Annotated in this window: 19 protein-coding genes; 4 read left to right on the top strand and 15 right to left on the bottom strand. The window is 61.8% G+C overall.

All coding sequences use genetic code 11. The features are described 5' to 3' along the window. Positions 1 to 77 precede the first annotated feature (77 nt). Together AC245Y_RS18720 and AC245Y_RS18715 are read left to right on the top strand one after the other, a co-directional pair. Positions 78 to 1,532 carry a glutamate synthase subunit beta gene (locus tag AC245Y_RS18720; RefSeq protein WP_026157470.1) on the top strand — a complete coding sequence of 485 codons (1,455 nt, stop codon included), beginning with the start codon at positions 78 to 80 and terminating at the stop codon, positions 1,530 to 1,532. Between the two features lie 266 nt (positions 1,533 to 1,798). Further along, entirely contained in the window at positions 1,799 to 2,437 is a 639-nt protein-coding gene (locus tag AC245Y_RS18715) for a hypothetical protein (RefSeq protein WP_026157469.1), read from the top strand. A gap of 34 nt (positions 2,438 to 2,471) precedes the next feature. On the opposite strand, the gene AC245Y_RS18710 is transcribed toward AC245Y_RS18715, so the two are convergent. Continuing rightward, positions 2,472 to 3,710 carry an SGNH/GDSL hydrolase family protein gene (locus AC245Y_RS18710; protein ID WP_017995159.1) on the bottom strand — a complete coding sequence of 413 codons (1,239 nt, stop codon included), beginning with the start codon at positions 3,708 to 3,710 and terminating at the stop codon, positions 2,472 to 2,474. A 272-nt stretch (positions 3,711 to 3,982) separates the two neighbouring features. Further along, entirely contained in the window at positions 3,983 to 5,206 is a 1,224-nt protein-coding gene (locus AC245Y_RS18705) for a lytic murein transglycosylase (RefSeq protein ID WP_017995157.1), read from the bottom strand. Positions 5,207 to 5,411: 205 nt separating this feature from the next. Between AC245Y_RS18705 and galU the strand changes: the two genes are divergently transcribed. Further along, positions 5,412 to 6,299, top strand: coding sequence for a UTP--glucose-1-phosphate uridylyltransferase GalU (galU, locus tag AC245Y_RS18700; protein ID WP_012758945.1), 888 nt, complete (start codon positions 5,412 to 5,414; stop codon positions 6,297 to 6,299). Between the two features lie 69 nt (positions 6,300 to 6,368). Here galU and AC245Y_RS18695 read toward each other — a convergent pair whose 3' ends face one another. Continuing rightward, positions 6,369 to 7,910 (bottom strand): outer membrane beta-barrel protein, encoded by a 1,542-nt coding sequence (locus AC245Y_RS18695; RefSeq protein WP_017995156.1) that lies wholly within the window; start codon positions 7,908 to 7,910, stop codon positions 6,369 to 6,371. 159 nt (positions 7,911 to 8,069) lie between these two features. Between AC245Y_RS18695 and AC245Y_RS18690 the strand changes: the two genes are divergently transcribed. After that, positions 8,070 to 9,065: a KpsF/GutQ family sugar-phosphate isomerase gene (locus AC245Y_RS18690; RefSeq protein ID WP_017995155.1), complete on the top strand. Its 996-nt coding sequence runs from the start codon at positions 8,070 to 8,072 to the stop codon at positions 9,063 to 9,065. 28 nt (positions 9,066 to 9,093) lie between these two features. On the opposite strand, the gene AC245Y_RS18685 is transcribed toward AC245Y_RS18690, so the two are convergent. From AC245Y_RS18685 to AC245Y_RS18630, 12 genes are all read right to left on the bottom strand, one after another. Further along, positions 9,094 to 9,549 (bottom strand): NfeD family protein, encoded by a 456-nt coding sequence (locus AC245Y_RS18685; protein ID WP_017995154.1) that lies wholly within the window; start codon positions 9,547 to 9,549, stop codon positions 9,094 to 9,096. Between the two features lie 3 nt (positions 9,550 to 9,552). Then, complete coding sequence (locus AC245Y_RS18680) at positions 9,553 to 10,593, bottom strand: SPFH domain-containing protein (protein ID WP_012758941.1); 1,041 nt, start codon at positions 10,591 to 10,593, stop codon at positions 9,553 to 9,555. Between the two features lie 178 nt (positions 10,594 to 10,771). After that, positions 10,772 to 11,806, bottom strand: a complete 1,035-nt coding sequence (hemH, locus tag AC245Y_RS18675) for a ferrochelatase (protein ID WP_017995153.1) — start codon at positions 11,804 to 11,806, stop codon at positions 10,772 to 10,774. A 124-nt stretch (positions 11,807 to 11,930) separates the two neighbouring features. Beyond that, positions 11,931 to 13,904: a bifunctional metallophosphatase/5'-nucleotidase gene (locus tag AC245Y_RS18670; protein ID WP_017995152.1), complete on the bottom strand. Its 1,974-nt coding sequence runs from the start codon at positions 13,902 to 13,904 to the stop codon at positions 11,931 to 11,933. A 173-nt stretch (positions 13,905 to 14,077) separates the two neighbouring features. Continuing rightward, positions 14,078 to 14,398, bottom strand: a complete 321-nt coding sequence (locus AC245Y_RS18665) for a hypothetical protein (RefSeq protein ID WP_012758938.1) — start codon at positions 14,396 to 14,398, stop codon at positions 14,078 to 14,080. 32 nt (positions 14,399 to 14,430) lie between these two features. Further along, positions 14,431 to 14,799, bottom strand: coding sequence for an outer membrane lipoprotein Omp10 (gene omp10, locus AC245Y_RS18660; protein WP_012758937.1), 369 nt, complete (start codon positions 14,797 to 14,799; stop codon positions 14,431 to 14,433). Positions 14,800 to 14,970: 171 nt separating this feature from the next. Beyond that, complete coding sequence (locus AC245Y_RS18655; RefSeq protein WP_017995151.1) at positions 14,971 to 16,422, bottom strand: homospermidine synthase; 1,452 nt, start codon at positions 16,420 to 16,422, stop codon at positions 14,971 to 14,973. A 195-nt stretch (positions 16,423 to 16,617) separates the two neighbouring features. Further along, complete coding sequence (locus AC245Y_RS18650; protein WP_012758935.1) at positions 16,618 to 16,983, bottom strand: nuclear transport factor 2 family protein; 366 nt, start codon at positions 16,981 to 16,983, stop codon at positions 16,618 to 16,620. A gap of 17 nt (positions 16,984 to 17,000) precedes the next feature. Then, positions 17,001 to 17,285 (bottom strand): YciI family protein, encoded by a 285-nt coding sequence (locus AC245Y_RS18645; protein WP_017995150.1) that lies wholly within the window; start codon positions 17,283 to 17,285, stop codon positions 17,001 to 17,003. Positions 17,286 to 17,287: 2 nt separating this feature from the next. Next, a complete protein-coding gene (locus tag AC245Y_RS18640) occupies positions 17,288 to 17,917 on the bottom strand; it encodes an aminotransferase class IV family protein (RefSeq protein ID WP_026157468.1) in 630 nt (209 codons plus the stop codon). Next, the gene (locus AC245Y_RS18635; protein ID WP_017995148.1) at positions 17,914 to 19,074 is read right to left on the bottom strand and encodes an aminodeoxychorismate synthase component I; all 1,161 of its coding nucleotides are present in this window, start codon (positions 19,072 to 19,074) and stop codon (positions 17,914 to 17,916) included. The genes AC245Y_RS18640 and AC245Y_RS18635 overlap by 4 nt, the downstream gene beginning before the upstream one ends. 93 nt (positions 19,075 to 19,167) lie before the next feature. Next, positions 19,168 to 21,024: a M3 family oligoendopeptidase gene (locus AC245Y_RS18630; RefSeq protein ID WP_017995147.1), complete on the bottom strand. Its 1,857-nt coding sequence runs from the start codon at positions 21,022 to 21,024 to the stop codon at positions 19,168 to 19,170. Between the last annotated feature and the right edge of the window lie 196 nt (positions 21,025 to 21,220).

The raw sequence follows: 21,220 nt of genomic DNA, 5'->3' as shown, positions 1-21,220 counted from the left end.
AACTTGCCCCGGGTACCGGGACTGACGATAGACAGATTGGCTGCGGTGAGGCGGTCATGAGGGTAAGGGACGAAGATATGGGTAAAGTAACAGGGTTTCTGGAAATCGACCGGCAGGTGGCGAAGTACCAGCCGGCGTCGGATCGTATCCGTCACTTCCGTGAGTTCACGATCCCGATGTCGGACCCGGAAGTGCAGAAACAGGCAGCCCGCTGCATGGACTGTGGCATCCCCTATTGCCACGGCCCGACCGGCTGTCCTGTTCACAACCAGATTCCCGATTGGAACGACCTCGTCTACAACAACAACTGGGAAGCGGCGATCCAGAACCTACACTCGACCAACAACTTTCCTGAGTTCACCGGTCGTGTCTGCCCGGCGCCCTGCGAGGAAGCCTGCACGTTGAATCTCGAGGATGCGCCGGTCGCCATCAAGACGGTCGAACAGGCAATTGCCGACAAGGCCTATGAACTCGGCTTCATCCGGCCGCAGCCGGCCACGGTCCATACCGGCAAGAAGGTTGCCGTCATCGGCTCCGGCCCCGCCGGCATGGCGGCCGCCCAGCAGCTCGGCCGCGCCGGCCACGAGGTGCATCTCTACGAGCGCGAGACCAAGCCGGGCGGACTGCTGCGTTACGGCATTCCCGATTTCAAGATGGAGAAGAACTTCATCGACCGCCGCGTCGAGCAGATGAAGGGTGAGGGCGTCACCTTCCATTGCGGCGTCAATATCGGCGTCGACGTCAAGGTCGAGCAGTTGCTCGCCGATCACGACGCCGTGCTTTACTGCGGCGGCTCCGAGACGCCGCGCGAGGCGGGCATTCCGGGCACCGACCTTGCGGGCGTGCATGATGCGATGCCCTATCTGGTGCAGCAGAACCGCCGGGTCGGGCGTGAAAACATCGACAGCGTCGGCTGGCCGTCGGATCCGATCCTTGCCGGCGCCAAACATATCGTCGTCGTCGGCGGCGGCGATACGGCTTCGGACTGCGTCGGCACGGCGTTCCGCCAGGGGGCCGTCAGGGTCACCCAGCTCGACATCCGGCCGCAGCCGCCGGAAAAGGAAGACAAACTTGCCGTCTGGCCCTTCTGGGCGACGAAGATGCGCACCTCCTCCTCGCAGGCCGAGGGCGCGGTGCGTGAATTCCAGGTGGCCACTCTTGAATTCGTCGGCGAAGACGGCGTGCTGACCGGCGTCAAGTGCTGTGAGGTCGACGAGCGCCGGCGGCCGGTTCCGGGCACGGAATTCGTCATCCGGGCCGATCTCGCCTTCATCGCCATCGGTTTCCGTGGCCCGTTCACCGGCAGCGTGCTGAAGGAGCTCGACGGCAAGCTGACGCTCAACACCGACAAGCGCGGCTCGACCAACGTCGTCGCCAACGACCGCGACTACAAGACTTCGATCGACAAGTTCTGGACGGCGGGTGACGTGCGCCGCGGCCAGTCGCTGGTGGTCTGGGCGATCCGTGAAGGCCGGCAGGCAGCGCGCGCCATCGACGAGGATCTAATGGGCTCGACCGTCCTGCCGAACTGACCGTCGGCTGCACACCCTCTCGAAGACACGAAACTCCGCCCCTCCGGCGGAGTTTTTTCTTGGCGCGCCGCGCTGTGGTGCGACCGCTTGACGCGGAGGCCTTGCGCCGCAAGCCTCAGGCAATGTCGGGAAGCGAGATTTTCGCCGGACGCGGGCTGAGAAGCAGCCAGCGGCGACCGAAGCGGAGGTGCCCCGCCGTTTTGGCCACAGCGCATTTCACCGTCGGCCGCGACGCAAGGCCGCGAATGATCGACAAGGATTTTCAAATGGTTTCCGCACTTGACAGCACGCGGCTGGTTTCGGCCCAATATGCCCTGAAAAACCTTCGCGGCTCCGACGACAGCGCGCAGGATATGCAGAGTTCGTCGGCCGCCAGCATTCTGAGCAGCTACGGGCTCGATCCGAGCTCTTCCTCGCTTCTTTCCAACCAGGCCCTTTCCGGGCTGCTCGATACGCTTTCGGCCCAAAGCGACACGTCTGATGAGTCCGACACAACGGGTGATGGCGCCGACGTCACCAGCGCCTCCTTCATGTCTATGCTGAAGCAGCAGCTGCAGGATGCGGCTGCGGCCGAGGGCGAGAGCGGCAAGGCCCATGACATGCTGGCCGCCCTCGAAGCGGGCACGCTGACCATCACCGATCCGACACAGGGCGTATCGATCAACGCCTGGGATGTCGCCGATGTCGACGAGGCGGACACGGAGAGCAAGGCCGGCCAGGATATCGATGTCAGCGGCTGGAGCGGCTTCCTCGATGCGCATCTGGAGCGTGGCGCCAACGGCGCCTTCGTCAAGGAAAACGGCAGCTACGTCGACCAGACGAACGACAGCAATGCTTTTTTTGGCTTGATCGGCGCGAACTACTATTATCTGAGCTGGCCGCAGGCGACGGCGACGGCGAAGTAAACGGGACGAAGTGGAGGGCAGCCTCGCGCAGCCTTTATTTGACCGAGACTTCGGCCGGCACCTTTGCGGCAGGCAGGCGGTAATCGTCAACGCGGCCGGGAGGTGCTGGCGTCATTTCGCCCTGCTCGACCAGCAGGTCGCGCGGCGACCGCGTCAAAGCCACAGGCGGCGGCCTGGCGCCGAGAAGCTCGGCGCCGCCGTCGAGATTGGGATCGGAGAGGCTGATCGGCACGGTATGTTCGACCGGATTGGCGGGAAGGCCGAGGCCGGGCAGATTGCTGGAGTCGAGGCGGACCAGATCCGGGCTCGCCTGGGTGCCGAGAAGACGCCGGGCCGGTTTTTCCACATAGAAGGCAAGCTTGCGCCGGCCAGCCTGAGTAAGGTTGATGCCATCGGAGGTGCGCAGGCGCACCTGCTGGCCGTTCACATCCGAACCGGTGACGATGAAGTTGCCGTTTTCGTCGACGAAACCATCCCAGATATCGACGAATTCACCGCCGACGCTTTCGACCTGGTTGCGGTAGAGCTGGTTCATCTGAACGGCATCGGCCGTCATCGAATCGGATTCGAAGGCGGGAAGACCGACCCAGAGCAGCGGGATCTTGCGGTCGGTGACCTCCTTGCCGAAGGAAAGCACGCGGCGGCGGTATTCGGTGAACCAGCCATCGGTGCGGAATTTTTCCTTGGCGGTGTCGGTCACCATCTGCTGGCGGTCGTTGGCACCGATCATGACGACGACCATTGCCGGCTTCAGCTCGTCGATCATCTTCGGCAGCTGTTCCGGCCAGTCATAATAATCGTCGCGGACAAGACCCGATGAGACGTTGCCGCGGGCTTCGACGACGACACCCGGCGAGGTCTCGAAGGCGGCCGTGAGGCCGTCGCCGAGGCCGCTGGCCAGAAAATCGCCGACGATCAGGATCTTTCGGGCGTCGCCAAGTTTCTGTACGGCCGGCTCCTCCTCGACGGGAGCGCGGACCGGCGGCGCAGTGCGGGTATTGACGATGGCTTTCTGCGCTGGCGGGCGTTTGCGCTGCTGGCGTCGCGGCTGCTGGACGTCAGGGGCCTGCGGGCCGTCGTCGAGATAGCGCCGGCCAAGGAAGAAATCGAAGATCGACCGGCGCTGATAGCGCTGCTCCTGGGCTTCGGCGACATGCACCGGCGCAGACACGCCAAGGCATAGCGAAGCCGCCGCCAAGGCGAGCACGAGCCAACGGATTTTACGGGTCCGATCAATTTTCTTCGTCATGGGCAGTTCCGCATCTGCCGGCATCTTGCACGCAGGGCAGGCCAGCGTCCACTCCCACTAATATCTAGGTCACGGTTCTGCCGCTTCCAATGCTGGTTCGCCGAAACCGTGCGCCAGGACGGGGCGACCTGCATGAGACAAAGACTTGAAGCGCCCTGCATGATTCCCGAACCGACGCAAACTCTAGAGCATGATGCCGAAAAGTGTGCGCGGTTTTCGGACGACATCATGCTCTACTTCTTTGATTTAGATCAGGATTCAGATTTTAGGCCGATCGGGCCTAAAATCATCCTGATCTAGCGACGAAGTGCGTTCAGAAGCGGCAGCGAGGGCTCGCCGTCCGGCTGCATGCCGATGCGAGACTGCACGGCTGATATCGCCGCCTTCGAACCCGAGCCGAAATTGCCGTCCACCTCGCCATTGTAATAGCCGAGCGTCTTGAGACGCGTCTGCAGCTCGAATTTCTCGGTGATGTCGAGTGCGCCGTTCGGGCGCGGCCAACGCTGCTGCATCCCGCCGTAGCCGGCGATCTGGTCGGCAAGCAGGCCGACGGCAAGCGCGTAGCTGTCCGAGGCATTGTAGTTCTTGATGGTGAAGAAGTTGGCGGTCATCAGGAAGCCTGGGCCGCCAGCTCCGGCCGGCATCTTCAGCATGGCCTTGGTGGCGCTCTCGCGGAAGGCCTTGCCGTTCGGGCGGGTCAGGCCGAGTGCCGCCCATTGGGCCAGTGTATGGGTCTTGCCGGCCTGCTTGGCGGCCGCTGCGGGAACGACGACCTCATAGCCCCAGGTCTTGCCGGTATCCCAGCCGTTCTTCATCAGGAGATTGGCCGAGGTCGCCAGTGCGTCGGGGATCGAGTTCCAGATATCGCGATGGCCGTTGCCGTCGGCATCGACAGCATAAAGCAGGTAGCTTGTCGGGATGAACTGGGTGTGGCCCATGGCGCCGGCCCAGGAGCCGGTCATCTCGCGTGCCGGCACATCGCCGTTCTGCAGGATCTTCAGCGCGGCGACCAACTGCTTCTTGGCGAATTTGGCGCGGCTCGGATCGGCATAGGCAAGCGTGGCCAGGGCGCGCGGCACGTAGTGCAGCCGGTCGTCCTTGTCGAGAACCGCGCCGTAATTCGATTCCATCGACCAGATGGCCAGCAAAATGGTCTTGTCGACGCCGAAACGCTGCTCGATCGCAGCGAGCGTCCTTGCGTGTTTGGCGGCCATCTCGCGGCCGATTTTGACCGTATAGGGGTTGACGCGGGAATCGACATAGTCCCAGATCTTCGAGGTGAATTCCGGCTGGTAGGTCGCCTTTTCGAGCACGGTCGGATCGGGCTCGCTCACCCCGGAAAAGGCCTTTTGATAGGTTGCCTTACTGATGCCACTCTGAGCGGCAGTCTGGTAAAAATCCGCGATCCATTTCTGGAAGCGGGAATCAGCTTTCGCGTTGTCGGGGACCAGTGCCACCTGGGCAGCGACAATGAGGGCGAGAGCAAGACCACGAAGGGAGTTTTTGTGATTCTGGGTCATCGACAGTCGTATCCGTCATCTTCAGTTTCTGGTGCAGCGGGGCATCATTTCCGCCCAGACCCGAGACTACAGGAACGGAGTCAACAAATTCTTTACCATGGCGATCCGCTGCGGTCACCATTTGCAAAACAGTAGCAATTCTATACTAGTTAAAGCTAAAAAAACTCCATTTCCAAAGCGATATGATCGAAGCAGGAGGCCGGGTGTGGCTCAACACAACAAAGTTCGTAAAGCAGTATTTCCGGTTGCCGGGTTGGGAACGCGATTCCTTCCGGCGACAAAGGCTGTTCCGAAGGAAATGTTGACCGTCGTCGACAAGCCAATCATTCAATATGTCGTCGACGAGGCGATCGAAGCCGGGATCGAACATCTGGTCTTCGTCACCGGACGCAACAAGCACGTCATCGAAGATTATTTCGACATTCATTTCGAGCTGGAACAGACGCTGCGCGAGCGCGCCAAGAAGGCGGAAATTACCCTTCTCGCCCAGCAATTGCCGAAGGCCGGCACGGTGAGCTTCACTCGTCAGCAGGAGCCTCTCGGCCTCGGCCACGCCGTGTGGTGCGCCCGCGAGATCGTCGGCGACGAGCCCTTCGCACTGCTGCTGCCCGATATGATCATGAAGGGCGACAAGGGCTGCATGAAGGGCATGATCGACCTCTATGCCCAGAGCGGCGGCAATATCATCGCCGTCGAGGAATGCGCGCCGGACCAGGCGCATAAATACGGCATCGTCGGCGTCGGCGAGGCGATCGGCGACGGCTTCCGCATCACCGGCATGGTGGAAAAGCCTGCCAAGGGGACGGCGCCTTCCAACTTCTTCATCAACGGCCGCTATATCCTGCAGCCGGAGATCTTCAAGATCCTCGAAACCCAGGAGCGCGGCGCCGGCAACGAGATCCAGCTCACCGACGGCATGCTGAAGCTGCTGAAGGAACAGGATTTCGCCGGTTACCACTTCCGCGGCGCGACTTACGACTGCGGCGCCAAGGACGGCTTCATCCTGGCAAACGTCGCCTTCGCCCTCGAACGCGACGATATCCGCCCCTCCGTCGAAGGCGGCTTCAGGGAATTGCTTGCGGGCCTGAAATAAGTCGTAGATTCAATGTGATAGAGCGCCGCGTGTCCTAAGGGATACGCGGCGCTCTATTTTCCGACATTCTTAGCGTTTCAGCTTGAGACCGACGCCGGCTCGCCATTGCTGCGAGTCGCTGCCTTCCTTGCGCGTCGTCAACTCGTAGCCGAGCGTGCTGGTCAGATCGAGATAGCGGTTGATGTTCCAGGTCAGGCCGGTCGCGGCGGTATAGACGAGCTCGTCGTTGATGGTGCTGTCCGTGGGATAATCGCGCCATATCACCCCGCCGATCATCGTCCCGACCAGGTTGTCGCGCAGCTGGTGGGTGACCGTCGTCGTCAGCGCGTGTGAGACGTAGCCGCTTTCGCCTGCCGTGGTCGAGGGTTGGATGCTCGTCTGCAGGTCGAGATTGACATCGGTGCCGCGGATCGGCGACCAGAGCAGGCTCGCATCGAGCGTGGCGGTATCGATCGAGGACAGGCGGCTGTCTTCGAAATCTGCCATCTCGTAGCCGACGCCGACTTCACCCTTCAGCTTTTCACCGAGATCGACCTCGACGCCTGCCTTGGCGCCATAGCTATGGCCGGAGCGCTCGTAACCGGCGGAGTCGCGGGTTTCGTCATAGACCGAACGGCCGATCGTCGCCTCGATGAAGGGGATGAGTGCGGGAGACAGTTCGTAGCCGACGCGGCCGCGCAGCGTGCCCGTCGTCTGGTTACGGTCGCTGAGGGCGACGGTGGTGCCGTTCGCAAGCTTGGCATCCGAATAGATCGAGCGGGTCAGCGCCAGTGCCGTCGTGCCGCGCAGGATGCCGAAATCGCGTTGGACGGAGGCGCCGGCCGAAAATTCCTGCACGTCCGACTGCTGTGCGGCGTCGGCGATGGCGTCGGGATCGTCCGTATCTTCACGGTAGAAATTATAGCCAGCGGTCAGGTGCGCGGTCGTCTCGTCGGGAAGATCCAGCCTAAGATCGCTGTTGATTTTAAAGGAAGGCTGCTCCTCGCCCTCGCCGCTGATATTCCTCTGCCAGGCGCCTTCGGAGGTGACGGTCAGCTGGTGCCGGCCCCAGTCGGAAGTCAGGGTCGCTGCCGCATCCGTTTCGAGAAAGGCGCGCCGCTGCCTGGTATTGCCGTCCTTGGTGGTTTCGGTGTTGATGCTCTGGGTGACGCTCGGGCGGAGCACAAACGTGCCGATCGGGATTCCCGGCGTCTCCTCTGTCGAGGCGCTTTCGGCAACCCTGCGGCGTGGCAGTGTCTCGTCGAGCGGCGCTTCACGGGTGTTCAGCCGGCGTATGTCCTCGTCGAGGATGGAACCGGTAATGTCGTCGCCGGCTTGTGCATCCGGTATGGCCGGCCGCTGCTGGCTATCATCCGCGTTCTCAGTCGCGTCGTTTGCCGCAGGAGTGGCGCTATCGCCGGTCTCGTCATCGAAGCCGGCGGCGGATGCGGCGTTGTTGGTGGCGCGGTTATCCTGGGAGGCGGCGGAGCGACCGTTTGCCGGCTGCGGCAAGGCGGACTGCGCGAAGGCTGCTGTCTGGCTGAGAAGCAGGCCACCCAGCACGGCAAAGGAGACGGCACGGCTCATGGCGCGGAGCGGCGTCACACTGCTCGTCTGTTTTGGCTGGCCCATGCAATTCGCGCCTGACATGCTTTCGGTTCTTACCCAAAGGTAAAGCCTTGTGGTTAACCATTCGTTGCCGGCGGCGGGCGCTGTTCACAATTCGGAAAGAGTGCGGGTCGGAAAGACTGCGGGGTGGACTTGGAAAGTGAAAAGGTCTAACGCAATTTCATGAACAGAAGAGCGATCAACCTCGTTGAAAACAGCGTGCTCGAATCGGCAAAACGCACGATAGAGACCGAAAGACGCGGTCTTGAAGCGCTCGAACAGGCTTTTGACAATGGCTTGGCCGGTCCTTTCACACGGGCGGTCGAAGTGATCGGCGACATCTCCGGGCGCGTCATCGTCACCGGCGTCGGCAAGAGCGGGCATATCGGCGCCAAGCTCGCGGCGACATTCGCTTCGACCGGAACGCCTGCCTTTTTCGTGCATGCGGCGGAGGCCAATCACGGCGATCTCGGCATGATCGCGCGCGACGACGTCGTGCTGGCGATTTCCAAAGGTGGCGAAAGCGCCGAGCTCAAGAGCATCATTTCCTTCACGCGGCGCTTCTCCATTCCGCTGATCGCGATCACCTGCAGCGAAGGCTCCTCGCTCGCCGCCGCCGCCGATATCGTCCTTCTGATGCCGAATGAACAGGAGGCCTGCCCCAATGGGCTGGCGCCGACGACCTCGACGCTGATGCAGCTTGCCATCGGCGACGCGCTGGCGGTGGCGCTCCTGGAGGCGCGCGGCTTTACCGCCACGGATTTCCACGTCTTCCATCCGGGCGGCAAGCTGGGCGCGAGCCTGATGCATGTCGCCGATGTCATGCATACCGGCGAGCGGCTGCCGCTCGTTGCCAAGGGTACACCGATGCCGGAGGCGATCACGGTGCTGTCGCGCAAGCACTTCGGCTGCGTCGGCGTGCTTGATGAGGATGGGCGGCTCTGCGGCATCGTCACCGAAGGCGACATGGCGCGCAACCTGACGCGCAATCTTGCCGAGCTTACCGTCGACGACATCATGACGCGGACGCCGAAGACGGTGAAGCCGACGGTGCTGGCGACCGCGGCCCTGGCGCTGCTCAACCAGCATCATATCGGCGCGCTGATCGTCATCGACGACGACCGCCGGCCGGTCGGGCTGGTGCATTTCCACGACCTGCTGCGGATCGGCGTCGCCTGATCAGGTTCGTTTGTTCAGAGTTATTTGATCAGACCGGCTCGACCATCAGGTCGCGGCCGTTGCTTGAAACCACTTTCACCTGTGTTCCGACGGGCAGGTCGGGTCCCATCACCTGCCATAGCGTATCGTCGAGACGGATGCGGCCGCGGCCTTCGCGGATCGGTTCGTGCAGTGTTGCGGTGCGGCCGACGAGGCTGGCGCCGCGCTGATTGAGAAAGGGCTCGTCGGTCGTGGCATTGCGCAGTGTCAGCCGGCGGCCGGCGAAGGTCGCGGCAACGGCGAAAAGCGCAAAAAGGATTGCCTGCAACTCCCAGACCCAGAAGGCGCTGTCCCAGAAAAGCAGCGACAGCGCGCCGACGATCAAGGCGGCAAGGCCAATCCAAACCAGGAAGAAGCCGGGAACGATCATTTCCGCGGCGAGCAGCACGAGGCCCGCGACCCACCAGCTCCACGGACCGAGTTCGGCGACGATCTTCGCCAGCATGGCTTAACGCTCCTGCTCGGGATTGAAGGGATTGGGGGTCGATGGATTGATCGGCGGTGTCGAGCGCGCCGGTGCGGGACGTGGACGCGGCGGCACAGGCAGCGGCGTTGACGGGCCGTTACCGGCATCGCCGAAGACTTCGCGGGCAATGGCGCCGATACCACCGAGCGAGCTCAGGATGGAAGAGGCTTCCATTGGCATCATCACGATCTTGGAATTGGGCGCCGAACCGATCGAGGTGAGCGCCTCGGTATATTTCTGGGCGACGAAATAGTTGATCGCCTGGATGTCACCGGCGGCGATCGCTTCCGAAACCATCTTCGTCGCCTTGGCTTCGGCCTCGGCCAGACGTTCGCGGGCTTCGGCGTTGCGGAAGGCGGCCTCGCGCTGGCCTTCGGCCTGCAGGATGGCGGACTGCTTGGCGCCTTCGGCCCTCAGAATCTGCGCATTGCGCGAGCCTTCGGCCTCCAGCACCTGGGCGCGTTTCTCGCGCTCGGCCTTCATCTGGCGGGCCATCGCATCGACGAGGTCGCGCGGCGGCTGAATGTCCTTGATCTCGACGCGGGTGACCTTGATGCCCCAGGGATGCACGGCTTCGTCGACGACGCGCAATAGCCGGTCGTTGATCGCATCGCGGTTGGAGAGCAGTTCGTCGAGATCCATCGAACCCATGACCGAGCGGATGTTGGTCATGGTGAGATTGAGGATGGCGTTTTCGAGGTTGGAGACCTGATAGGCAGCCTGGGCGGCGTTCAGCACCTGATAGAAGGAGACCGCATCGGCCGAAACCGAGGCATTATCCTTGGTGATCACCTCCTGGGTCGGCACGTTCAGCACCTGCTCCATCACATTCAACTTGGCGCCGACGCGCTCGATGAAGGGGGTGATGAGGTTGAGGCCTGGCTCCAGCGTGCGGGTATAACGCCCGAAGCGCTCGATCGTATAGCGGTAGCCCTGCGGCACGGTCTTGATCCCGGCAAAGAGCACCAGGATGACGAAGATGACCAGCACGATCACGACGATGTCGAAGCCGCCGAACAGCATGAAAAATTCCTCCTATCGGCGCATTCGCGCCCACCTACACCACTGATGTGGTGAGTTAGCATGTTCTTTGCGAGGAGGAAATGACGCACGCCTGCCGCACCTTCCAAGCGAAAGGAGGGTTAGGTCCGTCGGGTCGTCGCCGACTATCCGTGCGGCGTAATTTTCTGAAGATGGTTTCCTAGATCCAGCCCTGCAATTCGCGGCGGACGACCTTTTCCAGCACCTTCATGCCGTCCTCGCCATCGTTGAGGCAGGGGATATGCGCGAACTTCTCGCCGCCGTTTTCGTGGAAGGAGTGGGCGGCCTGTTCGGCGATCTCCTCCAGCGTCTCCAGACAGTCGGAGACGAAGCCGGGATTGATGACGGCGATGCGTTTGACGCCGCCCTTGGCGAGCTTCTCCACCGTCTTGTCGGTGTAAGGCTGCAGCCATTCCTCCGGCCCGAAGCGGGACTGGAAGGTCACCATGAAGTTTTCTTTGGTGAGCCCGAGCCGCTCGCGCAGCAGCCGGCCGGTCTTCTGGCATTGACAGTAGTAGGGATCGCCCTGCTTGAAATAGGACATCGGTATGCCGTGGAAGGAGGCGAGCAGCATCTCGGGCTTCCAGTCGAGGGTCGAAAGATGCCTCTCGACGGATGTGGCGAGCGCTTCGATATAAGTCTCGTCGTCATGATAGGCGGGAACGGTGCGTAGCGCCGGCTGCCAGCGCATCGAGAGCAGCTTCTGGAAGGCCTTGTCGTTGACGGTGGCGGTCGTCGCCGCCGCATATTGCGGATAGAGCGGGAAGAGCACAATCCGGTCGCAGCCTTCTTCTTTCAGCGCGTCGATGCGCGAGGCGATCGACGGCGTGCCGTAGCGCATCGCCCAGTCGACCTTGACGTTATCAAGATCCTTCAGGCGCTCGGCCATCAGCTCCGACTGGTTGCGGGTGTAGGTGCGCAGATAACTTTCGTTCTTCTCCTTGTTCCAGATCAGCTCATAGGCCTTGCCGACCTTCTGCGGGCGGGTGTTGAGCACGATGCCGAACAGGATCGGATACCACTTCCAGGGCGACCATTCGATGACGCGGCGATCGGTCAGGAATTCCCTGAGATAGCGGCGCATCGAGGTATAATCAGTGCCGTCAGGCGTGCCGAGATTGACCAGCAGCACACCGACCTTACCAAATTTAACGGCCGGATGATCGGCCGGGCGGAGTGAAATATCTGCTGTCATTCTGGCCCTAACGTTCATTTGTCCCGTTGGCTCATACGCAGCCTGGAGATCGTGGTTCACCCTATAGAAAGAAAAGCCGGCCCGGAAAACCCCGGACCGGCCAGTGGCATCGAGACAAATCGTCTTACTTGGCGGGGACTTCGATCTCCTTGCCGACCGTCAGGTGCCGTGGGTTCGGCTTGCCATTGGCATCCGAAAGCTTCCGCCACAGCGTGCCGTCGCCATAGAAGGTCACGGCGAGATCCCAGAAGGTGTCGCCCGCGGCGATGACGTGGGTGGAAGGCGTCGTCGCGGCAGGTGTGGAGGCTGCCGGTGCGGGTGCCGGTTCCGCAGTGGGTGCAGGAGCCGGTGCTGTTGGGGCCGGGGCAGCAGGTGCGGGAGCCGGCTCGGTGGATGGAGCAGGAGCAGCCGGTGCAGGGCCGGGTTCGGTAGATGGGGTCGGAGCAGCAGGTGCGGCAGGCGCCGACTCGGAAGCGGAGGGTGCAGGCGCTGCCTGCGCCAGTTCCGTGACGCGGCCATCCGTGTAGGGCTTGTAGGGTGAATGCGCGGCGACGTATTCGGCCGTCACGTCGGCAAGATCCGGGCCGAAATCATAGGCGTTCTGGCCTTCCTTGAAGATCGTATAGCCGTCGCCGCCGCCCCGCATGAAGTTGTTGGTGGCGACCTTGTAGGTCTTAGCCGGGTCGATCGGAGCGAAATTGTCGCCGTCCTTCACCTGAACGTCGCTGACACGGCTGTCGACGGGCTTCGACTGGTCGAAGGAGAACTTCAGGCCGGCGACCTGCGGGAAGCGGCCGGCGCCCTGGTCGATCTGGCTGACGCCGTTTTCGAGCGCCTTGACGACGTTTGCGCCGGTCAGCTCAAACGTAGCGAGCGTGTTCTGGAAAGGCAGGACTGTGATGACCTCGCCCTGGGTGATCTCGCCGCCGTCGATCGACGCACGCAGGCCGCCGCCGTTCTGAACGGCAATGGTGACGCCCTGGTTTTTAGTGCGATCGAGCATGGCGTCTGCCACCAGATTGCCCATCGAGCATTCCTTGACGCGGCAGACCTTGCGGTCACCTTCGATCGGGCTTTCGGAAGAGCCGATCACCTTTTTGCGCAGGTCCTCGATCGGTTTTGCCAGTTCGGCAATACGGGTGAGGACGGCCGGATCGGGCGTGAAGGTGGAATCGATCAGGATCGGATCGCCCTTGGCATCCTTGACGACGCCGCTATCGTCGAAATTGACGACGAGATCGCCGAGATACTTGCTGTAGGAGGCAGCCTGGACGACCGGCACCTTGTAGCCGCCGGGATTGTCGACCATCGTCGGATACGGACCTTCAGCCTTCGGGTCGGTGTTGGAGAGCAGGCTGTGGGAGTGGCCTCCGACGACGACATCGACATCCGGGATCTTGGCGATCAGGGCGAGATCGCGGGGGTAGCCGACATGGGTGAGCGCGATGATCTTGTTGACGCCCTGACCCTTCAGATCCTGAACGGCTGAAGTAATGCTCTGGACGTCATCGGCGATCGTGACGTTCGGGCCGGGAGAGGAAAGCTCTGCCGTATCATTGGTGACGGCGCCGACGATGCCGATCTTCTGGCCGCCGACATCGAGCACCAGCAAGGGCTTGATGCGGTCGCCGAGCTTGGAGGCGGCTGTCGCCTTGACGTTCGCCGTCACGACAGGGAACTGTACCTTGTCGAGGAAGGTCGCGAGCCCGTCCTCGCTGTCGTCGAATTCATGGTTGCCGACGGTCATGGCGTCGAACTTCATCAGGTTCAGGAATTCGGCTTCGGCTGCCCCCTTGTAGGTCGTGTAGAAGAGCGAGCCCTGGAAATTGTCGCCGGCATTGAGGAGGAGGACGTTCTTGCCGGATAGCGCCTGACGGCGCTGGTCGATCGCGGTCTTCAGGCGGGCCGCACCACCGAAGCATTCCTTCTTGCCTTCCTCCTCGGCCGAGCAGGTGGAGTCGAATTTGTTGATCGATTCGATGCGCGAATGGAAATCGTTGATATGAAGAATATTGAGTTCGTAATCCGCAAAGGCGGCGCCCGCGCTCAGCGCTAGCATGGACGCGGTCAAAAGACCGAAGCTGAAAGACTTCGTCATCCCTGTTCTCCTGATTGAGGCGAAAGATCCCCCTGATCCTCGCCGATCCCTTTTATCGTGCGCCGGGGCGGTTTCCCGGCCTGCGGATGTTCCATCAGACGATGCACGACCGCAAGAGAAAGCTGGGCCAGGCGAGGCGCTTTCCAAGGGGGCGGGGGAAAAAAGCCGAGTTCCTATCCCAGGCATTCGCCGTCGGCGGCGTTTCGATAAAGTTCGTGCACGGCCTCGGCAATATTCGGAACCGTGGCGAGCGCGATGATCAAGCAGAGAACGGAAACGAGGCGATGAAAGCGCCGGCCGGCCCGATAGGCAAGGAGCGCGCCTGCGCCATAGATCAGGACGGCAGGCACTGCGAAGATCAGCACCTGCAGCGGCCCGTCGCAATCGGGAGCGGCGATGCCCTGGGCACGATAGACATTGGCCGGCGAAACGACCGCAAGTGCCGCAAGCGGCATGGCGAGCAGCAGGACGAGATAAGAGGCGAGGGCCCGCATGGTGTGCTTAGTCTAGCCTATCGCCACATCTTTCAGCCGCGGCGGGAAAGCGTGAACTGTGCGCCGGAATCGGAGGTGCAATTGAGCTGGCTCGGGTTGACGAGGGCGCAATTGACCTTGGACTGGGTCTTGCGCACCAGCGAGGTCATGTTGATCTCGACCAGGGTCGGTGAGGTATTGATATAGGTGCCCGAGGCAAGAAGCTGGTTGCTGTCGGTGGTGCGGGTGGTGAAGCTACCGCCCTGGAAGGTGGAAACGATGCCGTTCGGATCGCTCCAGTTGCCTTCGACGCCAGTGGCGGCGGGCGCGGTTGCAACCGGCAAGCGACGCGGCTCTGATGAAACGCAGGCGGCAAGAGCGGCCGCTGCACCGACAAGAACGAGACCAGTTCTGATTTTCATAAGGCTTCTCCCGGCGAATCGGCGCGGCGGACAGCCGCCAAGTTCGGGCAAAACATGGCGCGCGCCCGGCATGAAGGCAAGCCTTGGTGGGGCGGCGAGCGGCATTTAGACAGCCGGCGTTACAAAAATGCCCGCCTTGCGGCGGGCATTGTCAAAGCCGTGCAGACAATCTCAGCGAACGAGAATGTTCCTGAACTGCCACGGATCCTTGGTGTCGATATCCTCGGGGAAGAGGCCCGGGCGGCCGTCCAGCGGAGTCCAATCGGTATAGTGGCCCTCGACCGGGCCGAGATAGGGCATCTGCACTTCGAGGCAGCGCTTGTAATCGATCTCGTCGGCTTCGACGATGCCGGCATTCGGGTTTTCCAGCGCCCAGACCATGCCGGCGAGAACGGCGGAGGTCACCTGCAGGCCGGTGGCGTTCTGATAGGGCGCGATGCGGCGGGTTTCTTCCAGCGAGAGGCGCGAGCCATACCAGTAGGCATTCCTCTCGTGGCCGTAGAGCAGGACGCCGAGTTCGTCGATGCCATCTTCTAATTCGTCCTCGTCGAGAACGTGATGGACCGGCTGCGGCGTACCGCCATTGCCGAACATCTCGTGCAGCGAGAGCACGGCGTCGTTGGCCGGATGGTAGGCATAGTGGCAGGTCGGGCGGAAGGTCACTTCGCCGTCCTTGTCGCGGACCGTGAAAAAGTCGGCGATCGAGATCGACTCGTTGTGGGTGACGAGGAAGCCATATTGCGGGCCGGGCGTCGGGCACCAGGTGCGCACGCGGGTGTTGGCGCCCGGCTGCTCCAGGTAGATCGCCGCCTTGTTGCCCTTCTTGTGCTTCTTGGCGTTTTTCGGCATCCACTCTTCATGCGTGCCCCAGCCGAGTTCAGCCGGCTGCAGGCCTTCAGAGATGAAGCCTTCGACAGACCAGGTGTTCCAGAAGACGTTGAGCGGCTTCGGATGCTTGGTGCGCTGGGTGTCGCGCTCGGCGATGTGAATGCCCTTGACGCCGACCTTCTTCATCAGCTTTGCCCAGCCTTCGCGATCATGCTGGTCCGGCTCCTCGAACTTGAGGCCGATGTCGTTGGCGAGGTTGACGAGCGCCTGCTTGACGAACCAGGAGACCATGCCCGGATTGGCGCCGCAGGTGGAGACGGCGGTGGCGCCGCCCGGGTTCTTCGCCTTTTCCTTGCGCATGGTTTCGCGCAGCGCATAGTTGGTGCGGTCGGCATTGCTCATGCCCTTGTCGAAATAGAAGCCGAGCCAGGGCTCGACGACGGTGTCGACATAGGGAACGTCGAGTTTACGGCAGAGCTTGATGATGTCGAGCGAGGAGGTGTCGACCGAGAGGTTGACGCAGAAACCCTGACCTTCGCCTTCCGTCAGCAGCGGCTTCAGCAGTTCCTTGTAATTGTCCTTGGTGACATATTCCTTGATATGGCGAACGCCGTGCTTCTTCAGGATCTCCATGTCGGAGGGCTCTTCACGAGGGTCGATGACGACCATCCGGCTCTTGTCGAATTTGAAATGGCGCTCGATCAGGGGCAGGGTGCCGCGGCCGATGGAGCCAAAGCCGATCATTACGATCGGACCGGTAATTTCGGCATATACCGGATAATTCTGTTCCGTCATTCTTTTCTCCTGTGGAAGGCGACGAAGGCGTTCAGCCCGAAGAATTGTTTTGAAATTGCCGCAGAGAGTGCGAGGTGACCGGCTCTAACCATAAAACGACGTCACAATAAAGAGCATTGACGGGGAAAGGCCAAATATCGAGCGGCGATAGGGCCGGCGAGGCTGCCCTGGGATCGGCAGCCCGCATGGATTGGCTTAACCAATGACGGTGCCCTGGTGGAAGAGCATGCGCCAGTGCCCCTCCTCTTCCAGCCGCCAGATGGAACTGCGCAGCGTCCGCCTTTTGCTTCCGTCGGTGTCTGTGTAAATGGCGCGGTAGGTGACGAGCGCGATGTGCTCCGCAAGTCTTTGGGTTTCGAAATGCTCGCCGCGGGACGTTCCCGTCCGTTGCTCGGCCAAAAGACTGGGCACAATGACGTCGAAGGTATAGAGCCGTCCGGAACTGCCGATTTCACGGAAATCGCGCGAGAGCAGCGTAGTCAGCATCTCCCGCGAGGCGCGAACCGATGGCTCGAAGAGTTTTTCCTCGAGCTCTTTCAGATGGGCGGCGAGATCATTCATGATCGGCTCCTGTCAATTCAGCGCTTCAGGGTTTCCAGCCCTTCGACCGCGGTCGTTACGGCAAGCTCGGTGATGTCGTATTCGGCGACGCCGTGGATGGTGAAGGGATCGGCGGCGACATAGGTCTCGATCGCAGCGCGATCGCCGATTGCGAGGATCACGCCGCCGGTGCGCGGCACCTTGCGGCCGGAAGCGAGGAACCAGCCCTTGGCATAACCCTCCTTCACCCAGGCCATGTGCGGTTCCATGTGCCTGTCGGCTTCATCGTTGGATTTCACATAGGTGAGCGAGAGAATGAACATGGTCAGCTCCTGACGAGGTTTGCGCGGATCAGGCCGCGCAGCGAATTGCCGATATAAAGCGTGCCGGCATCGAGATCGGCAAGCGTGATACGGCCGACGCGGGCTTGGCGCCGGCAGATGAACTCGGTGCGCAGCACGCCGGCGAGTAGGCCGCAGGAGATCGGCGGGGTGCGCAGGATGCCGGTTCCGTCGTCCAGGAAGATCGAGGTGATGGCGCCTTCACAGACTTCGCCGCGCTCGTTCAAAAGGATAACTTCATCGGCCTCGGCTGGCGTGTATTCGGCGCGTGCGGTCTCGTAGATGGCGCGGCGCGTGGTTTTGACACGCAGCAACCTATCAGCAGAATCGAGACGGGTCTCAGCGACACGGACGGTCCAGATGGCATCGGGCGCCAGGGGCGCGAAAGCGGCGCTCGTCACCTCGATCTGGCCTTGCGCGTCGAAGGTCAGGCGGATGCGTAGCGGACCGGCAGCACCCGCAACGGCTTCGTCGAGCTTGGCCGCCGCCTCGATCGGCTGCGGGAAGCCAAGGCGACGGGCGGAGCGGGAAAGCCGGGCGAGATGCAGCCGCAGCCGGATGAAGCCCTCGCCGGGCTGCCAGCGCAGCGTCTCGATCAGCGAAAAATCGATCATCGCGCAATCCATTGGTCGCCGACAGCGAAGCGGGCCTTGAGCAGGCATTCCTCATATTCGGCCTCGGCGGTCGAATCGAAGACGATGCCGCCGCCGACATTGAAGACGGCCCTGCCGCCCTGAAAAAGCGTGATGGTGCGGATGGCGACGGAAAAACGCATGGCGCCGGTGGGCGAGATCATGCCGATCGCGCCGCAATAGGCGTCGCGCGGGACATCCTCGAGCGCATGGAGGATTTCCATTGCCCGCATCTTCGGCGCGCCGGTGATCGAACCGCAGGGAAAGAGCGCGGAGAAGATGTCGCGGATCGAAAGATCGGGGCGGAGCCTTGCCTGGACATGGCTGACCATCTGGTGGACGGTCGGATAGGTCTCGATGTCGAAGAGCTTCGGGACGTCGAGCGTGCCGACCTCGGTAATGCGGGAGATATCGTTGCGCAGGAGATCGACGATCATGCGGTTTTCCGCCTGCGTCTTGATATCGCGGCGCATGGCCTCGATGATTTCGGCATCCTCGGCGGCGGTAGCGCCGCGTTTTGCCGTGCCCTTCATCGGATGGGTCTCGATCCAGCCCTCTTCATCGGTGCGGAAGAAAAGTTCGGGCGACCGCGAAAGGATGATCGGGCCGCCGAGATCGACCAGCGCGCCGTATTTGACCGGCTGGCGTTCGATCAGCGACCAGAAGGCGGCACGGGAATCGCCGCTCCAGCGGGCCTCGATCGGCATGGTGAGGTTTGCCTGATAGGCGTCGCCGAGCCGCAGGTGCTGGTGGAGACGGTCGAAGCGCTCTTTATATATAGGGAAATCCCAGGCAGCTTTCGGAGCGGTGAGGAATTCCTCGTTTTCGAGGCGCTGTTTTGGCTGGGCAAGCGGATGCGTATCGGCCTGCGGAGCGTCGAACACGCCGAAACAGATGAGCGGGGTCTCGCGATGCTCCCCGGCGAAGGAGGCGAGTTTTTCCTCGAAGAGGTATCCGGCCTCATAGGCCATGTAGCCGGCAAGCCATTTGCCTGCGGCCTTGGCCTGCTCCATCCGGGCAAGGCCTGCAAAGAACTCGGCGCGCGTCCTGGCAACGATGATCTCCGCCGGTTCGGCAAAGAGCATCACCTGTCCGGTCACGTCGTCGCGGAAGAGAATAGTGGGTCGGGTTTCGGCCATCGGCGGCGTCTTTTCTTGGAGCGCGATCCCTCGTCCGCCTGCCGGCGCCTCTTCCCGTTTGCGGGAAGAGGTTTGGCGTGGGGACAGGGCTGATCAGGCCGCTCTATCTAACGCTTCCAACTCGTCGATCAGCCCTTCGATCATCGACAGGCCCTGGCTCCAGAACGACGGATCGGTGGCGTCGAGGCCGAACGGTTTCAGCAGTTCGGAGTGGTGCTTGGTGCCGCCGGCCCTCAGCAGTTCGAAATACTTCTCCTGAAAGCCCTTCTCGGCTTTCTGGTAGACGGCATAGAGCGAATTTACCAGGCAATCGCCAAAGGCATAGGCGTAGACATAGAAGGGCGAGTGGATGAAATGGGGGATATAGGCCCAATAGGTCTCGTACCCTTCAGAAATGCTGATCGCCGGCCCGAGGCTTTCCGACTGGACGGAGAGCCAGAGTTCGCCGATGTCGTCAGCTGTGAGTTCGCCAGCTTTACGAGCGGTGTGGAGCTTGCGCTCGAATTCGTAGAAGGCGATCTGGCGCACGACCGTGTTGATCATATCCTCGACCTTCTGGGCGAGCATCGCCTTGCGCTCGCGCGTATCGGTGGTCTTTTGCAGAAGCGCGCGGAAGGTCAGCATCTCGCCGAAGACGGAAGCGGTTTCGGCAAGCGTCAGCGGCGTCTGGCACATCAGCGCTCCCTGCGCGCCGGCGAGAACCTGATGCACGCCGTGCCCGAGTTCATGGGCAAGCGTCATTACATCGCGCGGCTTGCCCATATAATTGACGAGCACATAGGGATGGGCCGAGGGAACCGTCGGATGCGCGAAGGCGCCGGGCGCCTTGCCGGCACGAACCGGAGCATCGATCCACTGTTCGTCGAAGAACCGCCTGGCGATATCAGCCATCTCGGGGGAAAAATTGCCATAGGCCGATAGCACGGTGTCCTTCGCCTCCGGCCACGAGATGATGGCGCTGGAGGTTTCTGGAAGCGGCGCGTTGCGGTCCCAGAAATTCATCTGCTCCATGCCAAGCCATTTCGCCTTCATCTTGTAATAGCGATGCGAAAGGCGGGGATAGGCTTCGCGGACGGCTGCGGCCAGCGCATCGACGACCTCGCGCTCGACGCGGTTTGCCAGGTGTCGGCTGTCGGCGATGTCCTCGAAGCCGCGCCAGCGGTCGGCGATCTCCTTATCCTTGGCAAGCGTGTTGGTGATCAGCGTAAAGGTGCGGATATTCGCCTTGAAGGTTTCGGCGAGCGCCATGGCTGCCTTGCGGCGCACTTCCGGATCCTTTTCCTGCAGCTTGTTCAGCGCCACTTCGAGCGGCACTTTCTCGCCATCGATCTCGTAGCGAAGTTCCGCCATGGTTTCGTCGAAGAGGCGGTTGAAGGCTGCGGCTGATGTCATCGACTTCTCAAGGAAGAGCTGTTCCAGCCTATCGTCGAGCTGGTAGGGCTTGTCCTTCCTGAGGTCGAGCAGCCAAGGGCGATAATGTCCGGCGGCGGGATCATTCGCCATGCAGGCGTCGATCACCGCGTCGTCGATGCGGTTGAGTTCCAGCGCGAAGAACAGGAGATGACCGGAAAATTCGGTGATCTTGGCCTGTACGTCGCCGTAGAGCTTGCCGTTTGTCGGGTTGGTGGTATCGGAGAAATAAGTGAGGCCGGCAAAGGAGCCGAGGCGGCCGATGATGTCGTCCAGCGCCTCATATTCCTTCAGGGCCGCGCCGATGCCCTCGGCGCCGGTCTTCGCCGTCGCCTCCGTGAGTGTGCCCTTCCACTTTTCTTCAAAGGCGATCGCGGCCTTGCCGGCTTTTTCCATGTCGGCGACGAAGGCGGTGGAGGTGGCGGAGGGATAAAGATCCTGCAGCTTCCAGACCGGCAGAACGCCGAGCGCCGGATCGGCGGCCCCAGCTGGCGCTGCTGCCGATAGAAGAAGGCCGGCGTGCGGGAGCTTGATTTTCATGGGCGCATTCCTCTCCACATTCATAACAGACTGCTTGTCTAAGCGCGCTAAGGCCCGGCATCAAGGGGCTTTCGGCGCATGAAAGGCCTCGCTTCGGCACGAAATCGACCCGTTGCAATCGTTAAAATGCAATTATTTCTCAAAACTGGATGTTCAAGCCTTGCTGTCAGAGTGCGCTTTATGGTTTCGCATGAAG

It is taken from the genome of Rhizobium sp. SRDI943 (genome assembly GCF_057653695.1).
Note: the sequence above shows the minus strand (reverse complement) of the source record. Positions and strands in the feature narration are given on the sequence as shown.